We start from the raw sequence: 14,158 nt of genomic DNA, 5'->3' as shown, positions 1-14,158 counted from the left end.
GGTGTATGGAATGAGGCGACCGGAAGAAACAAGGGTAGTCGTAGGTATGTCAGGTGGGGTCGATTCATCAGTGGCTGCACTTTTATTAAAGGAACAAGGGTATGACGTAATCGGGATATTCATGAAAAATTGGGATGATACAGATGAAAATGGTGTCTGTACAGCTACTGAGGATTATGAAGATGTCATTCGCGTTTGTAATCAACTCGGAATCCCTTATTATGCAGTCAATTTTGAAAAAGAATACTGGGATAAAGTATTCACCTATTTCCTTGATGAATACAAAGCAGGTAGAACTCCGAACCCTGACGTCATGTGTAACAAGGAAATCAAGTTCAAAGCCTTTCTCGAGCATGCAATGAGTTTAGGTGCAGACTATGTTGCGACAGGACATTATGCTCGTGTCGACAAACGTGATGGTGAAACGGTCATGCTCCGCGGGGTTGATGAAAATAAAGATCAAACGTATTTCTTGAATCAGCTCGATCAATCACAGATTTCGAAGGTCCTATTTCCAATTGGTGAGTACAACAAACCGGAGATTAGGGAAATCGCCGGAAGGGCAAATCTTGCGACAGCAAAAAAGAAGGATAGTACAGGGATTTGTTTTATCGGTGAACGGAATTTCAAGGAGTTCTTGAGTCAATACCTCCCTGCGCAAAAAGGTGAAATGCAAACGCTTGAGGGTGAGAGGAAAGGTACTCATGACGGATTGATGTACTACACGATTGGTCAACGTCATGGACTTGGTATCGGTGGCGATGGGGACCCATGGTTTGTCGTTGGAAAAGACCTTGAGAACAATATTTTATTCGTCGATCAAGGCTTTCATAACGATCGATTGTATTCAGAAAAACTGACAGCAGTGAAGGTTGGTTGGGTTTCCGGAAAAGAAATGCCGGAGGAACTGCGTTGCACTGCAAAATTCCGTTACCGTCAGCCGGATCGATCGGTTACGGTGAAAAAGGTTTCGAATCAAAAATATGAAGTAATCTTCGATGAGCCGCAACGAGCCATTACACCAGGTCAGGCTGTAGTTTTTTATGATGGTGACGTTTGTCTTGGTGGCGGGACGATTGATGATGTTTATAAAAATGGTAGTGTGATTTCTTACCTATAAAGTGGTGTATCGATAGCTTGATCATCTTCGGGTTGACTCAATGGTAAGTTGTAATATGGGTCAGCCCTATTCTTTTAAAAAGGAAGTTCAAAAAGTCCGGAGGCTGACAGGATGTTAGTCAGTTCGACGTTGGGCTCACACGATGTGAGTCAGTTCAATGTTGTTACAGGATGTAACGAATTTAGTTGAACATCCTTTAATGACGTGATAATTTAGTCGAACTTCAGAAATTTCGGCTCTTTTTATCCTCCTTTTTGAACACGCATAAGAAAGTCCAAGTAGTTGAGGAGGATTGGAATGTCGGAAAACCATAATGACTTAGGAATTCAATATATGCAAGAAGGAAATTATGAGGAAGCAGCGAAAGCATTTCATAGAGCACTTGAAGAGAACCCGGAAGATCCGATTATCTATACAAACTTTGGTAACCTCCTGGAGCGGGTGGGGGAGTATGACAAAGCGATGGGCTTCTATGATAAAGCGATCGCACTGAACGATAATTTACCTGCTGCTTACTACGGGGCAGGTATCGTTTTTTATAAAGTAGAGCAATACGATGATGCAATCGATCTTTTCAACACAGCGATTCAAAAAGGACTCTCTGATCCGGATTCACACTTTATGCTCGGTATGAGCTTTTCACAGTTAGGGGATTCTCGTCGAGCGATGCCGCATTTACAATTAGCAGCGGAGAAAAATCCGGATGACACAGAAGCCGTGTTCCAATATGGTCTTACTCTGGGAAAATTACAATTGTTCGATGAGGCGATCCATGCTCTCGAACAGGTCGTTCAAAAAGAGACAGATCATGCGGATGCTTACTACAATCTTGGTGTCGCATATATGTATAAGGAGTTATATGACCAAGCGTATCAAATGTTTACGCATGCTGTCGAATCTCAGCCTGACCATTTACTTGCTCACAATGGTAAAAAACAGGCTGACGAGATGCGGTATACTAAATAATCACTATTTAGCGGGGCGAAACGATGGAACTTCAAAGCCAGTTTGATTTGAATACAGGTGATAATCACTTTGTAAAAGGAGCTATTTTACAAAAGGTTTTCCATAATAGCGAAACCTATTATACCGTTCTGAAAGTATCCGTTAAGGAAACAGATCTTGTAAACAAGGAAACTGAAATGGTTGTCGTCGGTACTTTTCCAATATTGAACGAAGAAGAAACGTATATCTTTTGGGGAACGGAACGTGAGCATCCGAAATACGGAAAACAGTTTATTGTTGAGTTTTACAGAAAAGATTTGCCTCGGACAGAAGAAGGAATGGTCCATTATTTATCAAGTGATTTATTCTCAGGTATCGGTAAAAAAACAGCTGAAAAAGTTGTGAAAGTGTTAGGCGTAGATGCCTTTACAAAAATCATGGAGAATCCTGCTTGCCTCGAAAATGTTCCCGATTTGTCTGAGGAACGAGCGAAGACGATCCACCAAGTATTAATCGAACATCAAGGTCTTGAACAATTACTTAGTACTTTGAATCAATATGGAATCGGTCCTTCTATTGCGATTAAAATTTATCAAGCCTATCAGGAGGATGCACTTCCAACGATCCAAACGAATCCGTATCAATTAATTTATGATATTGATGGTGTTGGCTTTCAACGTGCAGATGAAATCGGCCGTGCTCTTGGAATTGAACGGGATTCATCCGAACGGATTCAGGCTGGTCTGCTCTTTACGCTCAAAGAGGTGTGTATGCAGCACGGACATACTTATCTTCCGGTTGATGATTTGATCGCTGAAACAAAACGGTTATTGTTTCAGAATACATATAATGAGGAAATTGATTTTTACGATGAAATTGTTCATTTACATCAAGAAGGGAACGTCTATATCGACGAAGAGGATGCTTATTTACCTTCATTGTTTTTCTCTGAACACGGTCTCATCAAGTCTATTAAACAACAGTTGAAGCAAAATGACTATGATAAAATCGAGCTTTCAGACTTTTACACGGCGATCGGTGGGTTAGAAGAAGAACAAAATATGGAGTATGCTGAGGCACAAAAGGAAGCGATTTACAAAGCACTGACCTCTTCTATGATGATTTTAACCGGAGGACCTGGTACTGGAAAAACGACAGTAATCAAAGGAATCATCGAGGCTTATTCTGAAATCCATGGCGTGTCCTTAGAACCGAAAGATTATGATGATGGGGAATTTCCATTCCTGTTGATCGCACCAACAGGACGTGCAGCGAAGCGTATGAGTGAATCAACCGGGATCCCTGCGGTGACAATTCATCGTCTGTTAGGCTGGAAGGGTGGGAATGGATTCGAACATGATGAAGACCATCCGATAAATGGAAAACTTCTTATCATCGATGAAATGTCGATGGTCGATTTATGGCTTGCATTCCGATTGTTTCAAGCCTTACCGGGAGAGATTCAAATTATTCTTGTAGGAGACGAGGATCAGCTGCCTTCTGTTGGTCCAGGGCAAGTTTTGAAGGACTTCATTTCATCAGATTCGATTCCGATTGTCCGGCTACAAGAGATATACCGACAGGCGCAGGGATCGACCGTCATTCAGCTTGCTCACGAAATGAAAATGGGGAATGTACCTAAAGACATCACAAAGCCGCACCATGACCGACGATTTTTCCAATGTGTTCAGACACAGGTTACGGATGCTGTCCTACAGGTTTGTCGAAGTGCACTTGCCAAAGGCTTTACAGCAAAGGATGTTCAGGTGCTTGCACCAATGTATAGAGGCAAGGCAGGTATCGATGAACTTAATTTGCAATTACAGAAGATGTTTAATCCGCCAAGTGACCAGCGCCGCGAGATTGACCATTACGATACAATATATCGGGTAGGGGATAAAGTCCTTCAGCTCGTCAACTCCCCTGAAGACCAGATTTTTAATGGGGACATCGGCGAAATCGTATCGATCATCTATGCCCGGGAAACAGTGGATAAAGAAGATCAAATCGTTATTTCCTATGATGGAGTAGAGGTTACATTCAAGAAAACGGATCTTAACCAAATTACACATGCCTATTGCTGTTCGATCCACAAATCCCAAGGAAGCGAGTTTCCGATTGTTGTGCTTCCGATTGTAAAAGGTTACTACAGGATGCTAAAACGGAATTTAATCTATACCGCAGTAACCCGCAGTAAAGAATTTTTAATTTTATGCGGTGAAGTGGATGCTTTATGGACAGCGGTTCGTCAGGCTGAGGTTGGATCGAGGAATTCAAAGCTTGCAAGCAAACTTAAAGAGGATATTGAAAAAATACCGGGGCTAACAGGACGTTAGTCGGTTCGGCTTTTTACAGGACGTATTGTTATTAGTCGAACTTCTGATTTGTTTATCTGATTCATTTACTTTTTGAACTTTTATTGAAGACGAGCTCCAATAAGTGATCTGAAACCAAAAACCGCAGCTTTATCAGCATTTAAATCAGGCTGATAAACTGCGATTTTTTTATTTTGTAATTCACCAACGGTAAAATCACAGCCATATATAGAATAATTTGCGAAAATCTGGAAAGAACTGCGAAAATCAAAAAAAATCTGCGAAACTGGAAAATTAACTGCGAAATCATGAAATTACTTCCTAGTCCAGTATGTTGTTTAAAATTGATCAAATCGGGACATCCTATTAGACACGAAAAGGATAACAAAAATCCATACGTTCAGGAGGTGGAATGATTGATGAGATGTCCCAATTGTCAATCTAAGGATCTAGGAAAAATCGGTGCCGATCAATTTTATTGTTGGGGATGTTTTATTGAACTGACGGCCGTAGAGGGGAAACTCACCCTCAACCAGGTCGAAGAGGATGGAACACTTACTTCGCTAGATGATCTTTTTGATGATGAAGATTTACAAATGCCGATGTAACAAGATTGGAAGGTGAACTACATGAACCGTACACTTACAACATTATTCACAACCTGTGCCGGTGTTTATGTCCTTACACGATATATGAAAGCCGGTCAGCTCGATGATTGGCTATCAAGTCGAAAAGTAAAAAGAGTTCGCAAGAAAATTGCTCGCTGGATTTATTAATAATCACAATGAATTTAGAGCCGGTGGGGTTTTATGAAAAAACTATTCACAGTTGAATCACTTGTCCGCTTAGGAATGGTTCTGCTCATCCTGCTCTGTGGACTTGTTCTATTAAAACTCCGTCCGTTTTGGCATCCTGTTCTTGAATTTTTCTTTTCACTATTAGCCCCCTTTCTTATCGCTGTCTTTATAACTTATTTACTTCATCCGATAGTCGAGGGACTTCATAGAAGAGGGTTACCACGTTCACTGGCGGTATTGATCATCTATATTGCCTTTTTTGTCGGGGTCGGGTTGATTGTTGTAAAAAGTGTTCCCTATTTGGTTACTCAATTAAAAGACTTAGGTGAACAGCTTCCGGTATTATCTGAAACATATCAGCATTGGATCAGTGAATTCTATGAGCACACCGACCACTTGCCTGAAACCGTGCATACGGAATTTGAAAACATGCTTGGTTCAGTTGAAAACTACATCCATTCCTTGATCTTAGCGATTATAAATGGTTTAAAAAGTTTTTGGAGTCATCTGTTCACATGGGTTGTCATTCCTTTTCTCGTTTTCTATATGTTAAAAGATATTGAGCTCATATATAAGCTTATATGGGGAATGACACCGAAAAAGTGGAGGGAACCCGGCAAGAAGCTGGTAACAGATATCGATAAATCATTGGGAAGCTATATTCGTGGACAATTGACTGTTGCCTTGATCTTGTCAATACTTGCGATCATTTCGTTTTGGTTAGCAGGAGTCCCATACCCTGTCATATTAGGTATCATTATCGGGATCACCGATTTCATCCCATACTTTGGACCAATACTCGGTGCAGTACCTGTTGCCCTTATTGCAGCAACGGTTTCGATCAATACGCTTTTAATCGTGATTGGGATATTGGTGTTGTTGCAGTTTGTTGAAGGGAATATTCTAGGTCCTTTAATTGTAGGGAAAAACCTGCACATCCACCCGATCGGCATTATTTTTGCACTTTTGGTCGGAGGGGAGATCGGTGGCATTGTCGGATTAATCGTTGCGGTTCCGTTATTTGCAGTAGGAAAAGTCATGTTTCTCCATGCCAAAAATCATTTCAGAAGTGTTTGACATTGTTTCATAAAAACGGCTATAATAAGCGAAAGCATGTAAGAGGAAGTTTTCGAACAAACACTATAGAGGAATATCGCGAATATGTTGATGGAGCGAGTAAGTCCAAGCCCATACTTACAGAGAGGGGTCCCGATAGCTGAAAGGGGTTCTGTATGAAGATTGACTGAACGCTACTCCGGAATGCAGGCAAACCCTGCCGGACTGCACACCGTTATTGTGTTTGAGGTGATGGATACAACGACGTATCTGTAACCAGGGTGGTACCGCGTGATATAACTCTCGTCCCTGTTGTGGACTGAGGGTTTTTTGTGTTTTCCATAAGGAAAGTGTCATTGCTTTCCTTAGTGAAAGTACGACTATAGCGTAGCCTGCGCCATTGCAAAGTTTTCTTTTAAAACGATGATTTGTTGGAGGGAAAGGGAAATGAACAAACTGAATTCAGCACAAGTTAGACAAATGTTTCTGGACTTTTTTAAAGAAAAAGGGCACAGTGTAGAGCCTAGCGCTTCGCTCGTCCCACATGAGGACCCGACACTACTCTGGATCAACAGTGGTGTTGCAACATTAAAAAAATATTTTGATGGAAGGGTTGTACCTGAAAATCCTCGTATCGTAAATGCACAAAAATCGATCCGTACAAACGATATTGAAAACGTAGGTAAAACTGCTCGCCACCATACATTTTTTGAGATGCTCGGAAACTTCTCGATAGGAGACTATTTCAAAAAGGAATCGATTCACTGGGCATGGGAATTTTTAACCGATGAAAAATGGCTTGGAATCGAGCCTGAAAAATTGTCGGTGACGATTCATCCTGAAGATGATGAAGCCTATGATATTTGGCATAACGAAATCGGGTTGCCAAAGGAACGGATCATTCGTCTTGAGGAAAACTTCTGGGATATCGGAGAAGGTCCGAGTGGCCCGAATACAGAGATCTTTTTTGATCGTGGTGAAAAATACGGAGATGACCCGAACGATCCAGAGCTTTTCCCTGGTGGTGAAAATGAACGATATCTTGAAATCTGGAACCTCGTCTTTTCACAATACAATCATAATCCGGACGGGAGCTATACACCGCTTCCAAAGAAAAACATTGATACAGGAATGGGTCTGGAGCGCGTTCTTTGTGTTCTCCAGGACGCACCGACCAACTATGAAACAGACCTGTTTATGCCGACAATTAATGAAACGGCGAAGATTTCTGGCTACCGATATGGTGAAAACCCTCAGGTTGACACTGCATTTAAAGTAATCGCAGACCACATTCGGACTGTTTCGTTTGCTATTTCTGATGGTGCAGTCCCTTCTAATGAAGGTCGTGGCTACGTTCTAAGACGTTTAATTCGCCGTGCAATCCGTTTTGCTAAACAAATCGGCATAAACAAACCGTTCATGTTCGAGCTGGTCCCTATTGTTGCCGACATTATGAAAGCTTTTTATCCGAACGTACAGGAGAACGTCCCGTTTATCCAGAAGGTTGTGAAGAATGAGGAGGAACGTTTTCATGAGACGATAAATGAAGGGCTTTCGATTCTATCTGAGATCATCAAGAAAGAAAAAGCATCAGGCAGCCAAAGCATCACAGGGAAAGATGCCTTCAAACTGTATGATACATACGGTTTTCCTTTTGAGCTTACAGAGGAATATGTTGAGGATGAAGGAATGACTGTTGACCTTGCCGGGTTTGAGGCTGAAATGATAGGACAAAGGGAACGTGCTCGGGCTGCACGTCAGGACTTTGATTCAATGCAAGTACAAACGGGCGTTTTAAGTGACATTCATGCTCAAAGTGAATTTTCTGGGTATGAGAACCTGAAGCAGACGACATCAGTCAGTGTCATTGTAAAAGGAAATGCAACGATTGAGCGGGCAAAAGAAGGTGAGGAGGTAATCGTCATCTTAGAAAAGACGCCATTCTATGCAGAAAGTGGTGGGCAAATCGCCGACATGGGCGTACTTAAGAATGAACAGGTAAGGGCTACCGTTAAGGATGTTCAGAAGGCCCCGAATGGTCAACATCTCCATACGGTCGTTATCGAGAGCGGGACTCTAAGCGTTAATGATAAAATTGAAGCACTTGTCCACGAAGAAAATCGAGCTGGTGTCATCAAAAATCATACTGCAACACACCTTTTACATCAGGCGTTGAAGGATGTGCTCGGTAAGCATGTCAATCAGGCAGGTTCTTTAGTAGCTCCTGATCGTTTACGCTTTGACTTTTCACATTTCAACCAGATAACATCTGAGGAATTGGATCAAATTGAAGCGATCGTCAATGAAAAAATATGGAGCCATATTCCGGTTGACAAAATGGTTAAACCGATTGAAGAAGCGAAAGCGATGGGTGCAATGGCACTCTTTGGTGAAAAATACGGAAGCATCGTCCGAGTTGTTCAAGTTGGAGGTTACAGCCTTGAGCTGTGCGGGGGTTGTCATGTGGAAAATACGGCAGAAATTGGTCTGTTCAAAATTGTAGCAGAATCAGGCATCGGTGCTGGTACACGCCGAATCGAAGCTGTAACGAGTGAAGGAGCGTACCGCCATTTGAACGGACAAGTTCAAATTTTAAAGGACTCTGCTGCAATGTTGAAAACGAACCTGAAGGATGTACCATTAAAAGTGGAAGGTCTTCAAGGACAATTACGGGAACTACAACGTGAAAATGAGTCATTGAAAGCTAAGCTCGCTAACATTGAAGCAGGACAACTAACCGATGCGATCAAGGAAGTCGCTGGTGTCAAGGTTTTGGCAAAGAAAGTTTCTGCGAGCGATATGAACAACCTCCGATCCATCGTTGACGATTTGAAAAATAAGATTGGAACCGGGATTATTGTCCTCGGCTCAGCACAAAATGATAAAGTGAATATTGTTGCAGGGGTAACGGCAGACTTAACTAAAGAAGGCTATCATGCAGGAAAACTCGTGAAAGAAGTTGCTGGACGTTGTGGCGGTGGCGGTGGAGGCCGTCCCGATATGGCACAGGCAGGTGGTAAAAATCCGGAACAACTTGACGAAGCATTAAATTATGTTTACGAATGGGTCAAATCCATTTCCTAAACAAGGATACGTATTGTACAATGGAGATAGAAAAGCGTGGACTGACTAATTTACACATTAGGAACGTATAACTTTTCAGTCGGGTGAATTATCGATAATCGACGTTGCGGAAAAGTTCAAGTCCCAAGTATAAGTGCAACTATGCCAAATGACTGCGCTAAAGCTTGGCATTAGCCAAGTATTCTTTATACGATAAAGAGAGGTGTCAAGATGAGCTCAATGGACAAAACAGTAAAATTCAATTTTCATGATGACTCGATGGATACCAACGTCAAACATGTGTTGTTATCGGTTTATGAATCATTACAGGAAAAAGGGTACAATCCGATTAATCAAATCGTCGGGTATCTGTTATCTGGAGATCCAGCTTATATTCCGCGTCATAATGATGCGAGAAGTATGATCCGTAAGCTTGAACGGGATGAGCTAATCGAAGAACTCGTGAAATCGTATTTAGTTCAGCACCAGGAAAGAGAACGGTAAACAGAATCGATGCGAACATTAGGGTTGGATGTTGGTACGAAAACGATCGGGATTGCTGTCAGTGATGGATTGGGTTGGACAGCACAGGGCCTTGAGACGTATAAAAGAAAAGGGAATCTAAGTGACGACCTGTCCTATATCCGTGATCTTGTAACTAAAAATGACATTACAAAAATTGTCGTCGGGTTTCCGAAAAATATGAACGGCACGGTGGGACCGAGTGGAGAAATGTGCCAAGAATTTGCTGGCAGTATCGAGGAAACATTAAACGTACCGACTGTTTTATGGGATGAACGATTAACGACAGCTGCAGCACAACGGATGCTTATTGAAGCTGATGTAAGCCGGAAAAAGCGCAAAGGAGTCATTGATAAAATGGCTGCTGTGCTCATTTTACAAGGCTATTTAGATAGTCCGGCAAACAAATGAGGAAAAGTAGGTGTAATAAAAAATGACAGAAGAAGAAAAAGAACGGATTATTATTCCAGATGAAAATGGTGAAGAGCATCTATTCGAGGTATTATTTACGTTCGATGTAGATGAATCTGGTCATTCGTATATGGTCCTTGTTCCTGTTGGCGACAACGGGGAAGCAGAAGACGATGAGGAAGTAGAAGTTTTCGCATTCCGTTATGAAGACAAAGGCGAAAAAGATGACGATATTGAATTATTCCCGATCGAAACAGATCAGGAATGGGAAATGATTGAGGAAATGATTAACACCTTCCAAGATTCAGAAGAACTGTAAGAGGATATGTAACATGAAAGAGAGGATAGCTCTTCTGAGCCATCCTCTCTCTTTTTTTGTTCACGGGGCATTATAGGAGAAATTGGTTCGCTTGACGTGCGAAAAATGCAGATTGAGTTCATCATAGGGGTCACGTAACCCACTCCAATTTCGATTGAAATACAAAAAATGTTGAATTTTAGCTGAAAATTTAAGGCGTTATCGTTATAATAGAACAGATGAGAGGAAGGGGGATCATTTGTGCTTCAACCAAATATTGATCAAGAGACGATTCAACGACGTCATCAGGAAGCTAAAGTCGTTCGGAGAATTGTTATAGTAGTGTTTAGCTTACTAGTACTTGCTATCCTAGGGACAGGGATCGGTGGATACGTGTATGTCAAAGGGGCATTAGAACCGATGGACCCAGGTAACAAAGAAAGTATAGAAGTGAAAATACCTATCGGAACATCTACAAGTGAAATTGCTAAGCGACTTGAAGATAACGGCGTAATTAAGAGTGCACTAGTCTTTAAGTATTACGTCAAATATAAAAATGATAATGACTTTCAAGCTGGCAACTATGATTTGAATAAATCTATGGAAATGACAGATGTTATTTCCGCACTAAAAGAAGGTAAAGTCTATAAAGAGGCAGAATTTACTGTTCAAATTCCGGAAGGACTTCGTATTCCGCAAGTTGCAAAGAAAATTTCAGAACAAACAGACTATACAGAGGAAGAAGTTCTGAATAAATTGCAGGATGATGAATACATTAAAGGTTTAATGGCAAAATATCCAGTTCTATCTGACAAAGTGTTGGATGAAAAGATAATGTGGCCATTAGAAGGTTACTTATTCCCTGCCACGTATGAATTTTATAAAGAAGATCCTTCGCTAGAGTCTATCATAGAAACGATGGTCAAGAAGATGAATTCCGTTGTTGCTAGCTATCAAGCTGGTATACAAGAAAGCGGTTATTCGATACATGAGATTTTGACTCTTGCATCGATCATTGAGGAAGAATCTAAAAAGAAGGAAGATCGATTCCTAGTATCGGGAGTGTTTTATAATCGATTAGGTAGTGAACACATACCTTACCTTCAATCCGATGTTACGGTGACCTATGCGCAGCAAGAATCGAAAGTCATCGTTACTTATAACGACACCGAAGAGGATTCGCCTTATAATACGTATACTACACCAGGGCTTCCGATAGGGCCGATTGCTTCTCCGGGAGAATCAGCGATTAATGCAGCGGTGAATCCAAAAGAAAATCCTTATTACTTTTTCTTTGCACGTCCAAATGGTGAGGTGCTGTATAGGAAGACACTAGAAGAACATAATAAGGTGAAAGAAAAGTACATTCATGAGTGGCGTGAACTCGCTAAAAAGAATAACGGATAGTCCTTGATTGATTTTCAAGGGGGGGAATGTTGACCACTCGCATCCCCCCTTTTTGAGATTTTGGACGTGCTAAATTTTTATACCTTTTGAATATGCACTATTATTGTGGTAAAATATATCGGGTTAAGGAGGGCTTCCATGGTAACAGATGAGATGAAGCATTACTTAGAAGGCTTGATTCCTAACCGTTCACCGGAAATTGAACAGATAGAGATCGAAGCACGAGAAAACAGTGTTCCAATTATGGACTTGATTGGAATGGAAGCTCTATTGCAAGTATTACGTATACACAAACCTAAACAAATCCTAGAGATTGGTACGGCAATCGGATATTCAGCAGTTCGTATCATTCATGCTCTAAAAGAAAGTCAGCTGGTCACAATTGAACGTGATCACGAACGTTATACTAAAGCGGTCGACAATATACTGAAATGCGGCTTAACTGAGAATATCACTGTGTTGGAAGGGGATGCCCTCGAGCTTATAGAAGAAGTTGGGGGAAAAGGTCCTTACGATTTTATTTTTATCGATGCCGCAAAAGGACAATATGAACGATTTTTTACAGCGTTTGAAAAGATGTTGACGCCTGGTGGTGTAATTATTAGCGACAATGTTTTATTTAGAGGATTCGTTTCAAAGCAGGATGAAGACATCAATTCAAGACGTTTTCGAAAACTGACACATAAAATTCGAAGCTATAACGAATTTCTAATAGAACACACGAACTATCATACGACGATCTTGCCTGTAGGAGATGGAATGGCAGTCAGTATTAACAAAAAATGACAAAGCTAAGTAAAAATACTGGATAAGTCGAAGCAGCACCTATTTTTTCCATGGGGTGTAAATAAGTAAGAAATACAGGGATAGAGGGGAAATAGGCATGGCAAAGAAACCAATTGTAATCGGTGTTGCAGGGGGTTCAGGTTCTGGTAAAACGACAGTTGCAAAAGAAATTTTTTGTCAGTTCCAGGATCAATCCATCTTAGTTTTGGAACAGGATGCATATTATAAAGACCAGTCTGAAAAGTCGATGGAAGATCGCTTGAATACAAATTATGATCATCCACTTGCATTTGATAATGATTTATTGATTGAACATATTGAAGGGCTTCGGAATAATGAATCGATTGAAAAGCCTGTTTATGACTATACAGCACATACAAGAAGTGATAAAATAATTCCAATTGACCCAAAAGATGTTATCATATTAGAAGGTATCTTAATCCTTGAAGACGAACGATTGCGTGATCTCATGGATATTAAGCTATACGTTGACACAGATGCAGATATTAGAATTATTCGACGTTTACTACGTGATATTCATGAAAGAGGGCGTTCAATCGATTCTGTAATCGATCAATACACCTCAGTCGTTCGTCCGATGCATAATCAATTTATCGAACCGACCAAACGGTATGCAGATATAATTATTCCAGAAGGCGGACAGAACCATGTAGCAATTGACCTGATGGTGACAAAAATCCGGACAATCCTTGAATCAAAAGCCATTTTAAAATAATAACCCGGACACCCAGTCAGGATGCAGGTACAGTAGATAGACTTTTTAGAGAACGCTTACAAGGTTTTATTAATACGTCTTTGCTAATGATGCATATAATAGTCGGTAACGAGAAGGTTTTGGAGGAGTGAGTAACGATGGCAGCAGAAAAAAAGCATTATATGACTGTAGAAGGCAAGAAAAAATTAGAAAATGAACTTGAATACTTAAAGACCGAAAAACGTAAAGAAGTAGTTGAACGGATTAAGGTTGCGCGGAGCTTCGGTGATCTTTCTGAGAACTCCGAATACGATGCCGCTAAAGATGAACAAGCCTTCATAGAAGCGCGTATACAACAACTTGAAAAGATGGTTCGCAACGCTGAGATTATCCAGGAACAAGACCAAGATCCGAATGTCGTTTCTATTGGTAAATCAGTTAAGTTCATAGAATTACCCGACGGAGAGGAAGAGGCATATCAGATCGTTGGGAGTGCAGAAGCAGATCCGTTCGAAGGGAAGATTTCAAACGATTCACCAATGGCAAGAAGTTTACTTGGACGTACTATTGGAGATGAAGTCACTGTACAAACACCAGGTGGAGAAATGAACGTACGTATCGTCGAAGTTCTTTAATCAAAAGCTATAAAGCTGATCCAAAAGTGTGCTAGCCCATGTGGTTACACGTATAGGATCAGCTTTTTCTTTATTCCATCGTTTTAAA

General features: G+C 41.0%; 14 protein-coding genes and 1 other annotated feature. All 14 genes read left to right on the top strand.

Going from position 1 to position 14,158, the window contains the following annotated elements; all coding sequences use genetic code 11:
* Positions 1-10: 10 nt before the first annotated feature.
* The 14 genes from mnmA (at position 11) to greA (ending at position 14,070) form a co-directional block, all read left to right on the top strand.
* A complete protein-coding gene (gene mnmA / locus MOJ78_RS14385) occupies positions 11-1,120 on the top strand; it encodes a tRNA 2-thiouridine(34) synthase MnmA (protein ID WP_304978028.1) in 1,110 nt (369 codons plus the stop codon).
* Between the two features lie 297 nt (positions 1,121-1,417).
* On the top strand, positions 1,418-2,086 hold the full coding sequence (locus MOJ78_RS14380) for a tetratricopeptide repeat protein (RefSeq protein WP_304978027.1): 669 nt from the start codon (positions 1,418-1,420) through the stop codon (positions 2,084-2,086).
* Positions 2,087-2,109: 23 nt separating this feature from the next.
* The gene (locus MOJ78_RS14375) at positions 2,110-4,401 is read left to right on the top strand and encodes an SF1B family DNA helicase RecD2 (RefSeq protein WP_304978026.1); all 2,292 of its coding nucleotides are present in this window, start codon (positions 2,110-2,112) and stop codon (positions 4,399-4,401) included.
* A 395-nt stretch (positions 4,402-4,796) separates the two neighbouring features.
* Positions 4,797-4,988 carry a YrzR-like zinc ribbon domain gene (locus tag MOJ78_RS14370; protein WP_304978025.1) on the top strand — a complete coding sequence of 64 codons (192 nt, stop codon included), beginning with the start codon at positions 4,797-4,799 and terminating at the stop codon, positions 4,986-4,988.
* A gap of 21 nt (positions 4,989-5,009) precedes the next feature.
* Positions 5,010-5,156 carry a DUF3918 family protein gene (locus MOJ78_RS14365; protein WP_304978024.1) on the top strand — a complete coding sequence of 49 codons (147 nt, stop codon included), beginning with the start codon at positions 5,010-5,012 and terminating at the stop codon, positions 5,154-5,156.
* 33 nt (positions 5,157-5,189) lie between these two features.
* Positions 5,190-6,254, top strand: a complete 1,065-nt coding sequence (locus tag MOJ78_RS14360) for an AI-2E family transporter (protein WP_304978023.1) — start codon at positions 5,190-5,192, stop codon at positions 6,252-6,254.
* A 78-nt stretch (positions 6,255-6,332) separates the two neighbouring features.
* Positions 6,333-6,547: a binding site (T-box leader), on the top strand.
* Positions 6,548-6,680: 133 nt separating this feature from the next.
* Positions 6,681-9,317, top strand: coding sequence for an alanine--tRNA ligase (gene alaS / locus MOJ78_RS14355; RefSeq protein WP_304978022.1), 2,637 nt, complete (start codon positions 6,681-6,683; stop codon positions 9,315-9,317).
* Between the two features lie 210 nt (positions 9,318-9,527).
* Entirely contained in the window at positions 9,528-9,800 is a 273-nt protein-coding gene (locus tag MOJ78_RS14350; protein WP_304978021.1) for an IreB family regulatory phosphoprotein, read from the top strand.
* A gap of 9 nt (positions 9,801-9,809) precedes the next feature.
* Positions 9,810-10,229: a Holliday junction resolvase RuvX gene (gene ruvX, locus MOJ78_RS14345; protein WP_304978020.1), complete on the top strand. Its 420-nt coding sequence runs from the start codon at positions 9,810-9,812 to the stop codon at positions 10,227-10,229.
* 22 nt (positions 10,230-10,251) lie between these two features.
* Positions 10,252-10,548 carry a DUF1292 domain-containing protein gene (locus MOJ78_RS14340; protein ID WP_304978019.1) on the top strand — a complete coding sequence of 99 codons (297 nt, stop codon included), beginning with the start codon at positions 10,252-10,254 and terminating at the stop codon, positions 10,546-10,548.
* Between the two features lie 240 nt (positions 10,549-10,788).
* The gene (gene mltG / locus MOJ78_RS14335) at positions 10,789-11,934 is read left to right on the top strand and encodes an endolytic transglycosylase MltG (RefSeq protein WP_304978018.1); all 1,146 of its coding nucleotides are present in this window, start codon (positions 10,789-10,791) and stop codon (positions 11,932-11,934) included.
* A gap of 138 nt (positions 11,935-12,072) precedes the next feature.
* On the top strand, positions 12,073-12,720 hold the full coding sequence (locus MOJ78_RS14330; RefSeq protein ID WP_304978017.1) for an O-methyltransferase: 648 nt from the start codon (positions 12,073-12,075) through the stop codon (positions 12,718-12,720).
* Between the two features lie 97 nt (positions 12,721-12,817).
* Positions 12,818-13,456, top strand: coding sequence for a uridine kinase (gene udk / locus MOJ78_RS14325; RefSeq protein ID WP_304978016.1), 639 nt, complete (start codon positions 12,818-12,820; stop codon positions 13,454-13,456).
* Between the two features lie 137 nt (positions 13,457-13,593).
* Positions 13,594-14,070, top strand: coding sequence for a transcription elongation factor GreA (gene greA, locus MOJ78_RS14320; protein ID WP_304978015.1), 477 nt, complete (start codon positions 13,594-13,596; stop codon positions 14,068-14,070).
* Positions 14,071-14,158: the final 88 nt, after the last annotated feature.

Source organism: Alkalihalobacillus sp. AL-G, assembly GCF_030643805.1.
GTDB lineage: Bacteria > Bacillota > Bacilli > Bacillales > Fictibacillaceae > Pseudalkalibacillus.
This window is presented reverse-complemented; position numbering and strand designations above follow the sequence as displayed.

Coding starts and splice junctions, on each gene's coding strand:
- mnmA (WP_304978028.1), top strand. CDS start 11: ATGAGGCGACCGGAAGAAACAAGGGTAGTCGTAGGTATGTCAGGTGGG.
- MOJ78_RS14360 (WP_304978023.1), top strand. CDS start 5,190: ATGAAAAAACTATTCACAGTTGAATCACTTGTCCGCTTAGGAATGGTT.
- MOJ78_RS14380 (WP_304978027.1), top strand. CDS start 1,418: ATGTCGGAAAACCATAATGACTTAGGAATTCAATATATGCAAGAAGGA.
- MOJ78_RS14375 (WP_304978026.1), top strand. CDS start 2,110: ATGGAACTTCAAAGCCAGTTTGATTTGAATACAGGTGATAATCACTTT.
- ruvX (WP_304978020.1), top strand. CDS start 9,810: ATGCGAACATTAGGGTTGGATGTTGGTACGAAAACGATCGGGATTGCT.
- MOJ78_RS14340 (WP_304978019.1), top strand. CDS start 10,252: ATGACAGAAGAAGAAAAAGAACGGATTATTATTCCAGATGAAAATGGT.
- udk (WP_304978016.1), top strand. CDS start 12,818: ATGGCAAAGAAACCAATTGTAATCGGTGTTGCAGGGGGTTCAGGTTCT.
- greA (WP_304978015.1), top strand. CDS start 13,594: ATGGCAGCAGAAAAAAAGCATTATATGACTGTAGAAGGCAAGAAAAAA.
- MOJ78_RS14330 (WP_304978017.1), top strand. CDS start 12,073: ATGGTAACAGATGAGATGAAGCATTACTTAGAAGGCTTGATTCCTAAC.
- alaS (WP_304978022.1), top strand. CDS start 6,681: ATGAACAAACTGAATTCAGCACAAGTTAGACAAATGTTTCTGGACTTT.
- MOJ78_RS14365 (WP_304978024.1), top strand. CDS start 5,010: ATGAACCGTACACTTACAACATTATTCACAACCTGTGCCGGTGTTTAT.
- MOJ78_RS14350 (WP_304978021.1), top strand. CDS start 9,528: ATGAGCTCAATGGACAAAACAGTAAAATTCAATTTTCATGATGACTCG.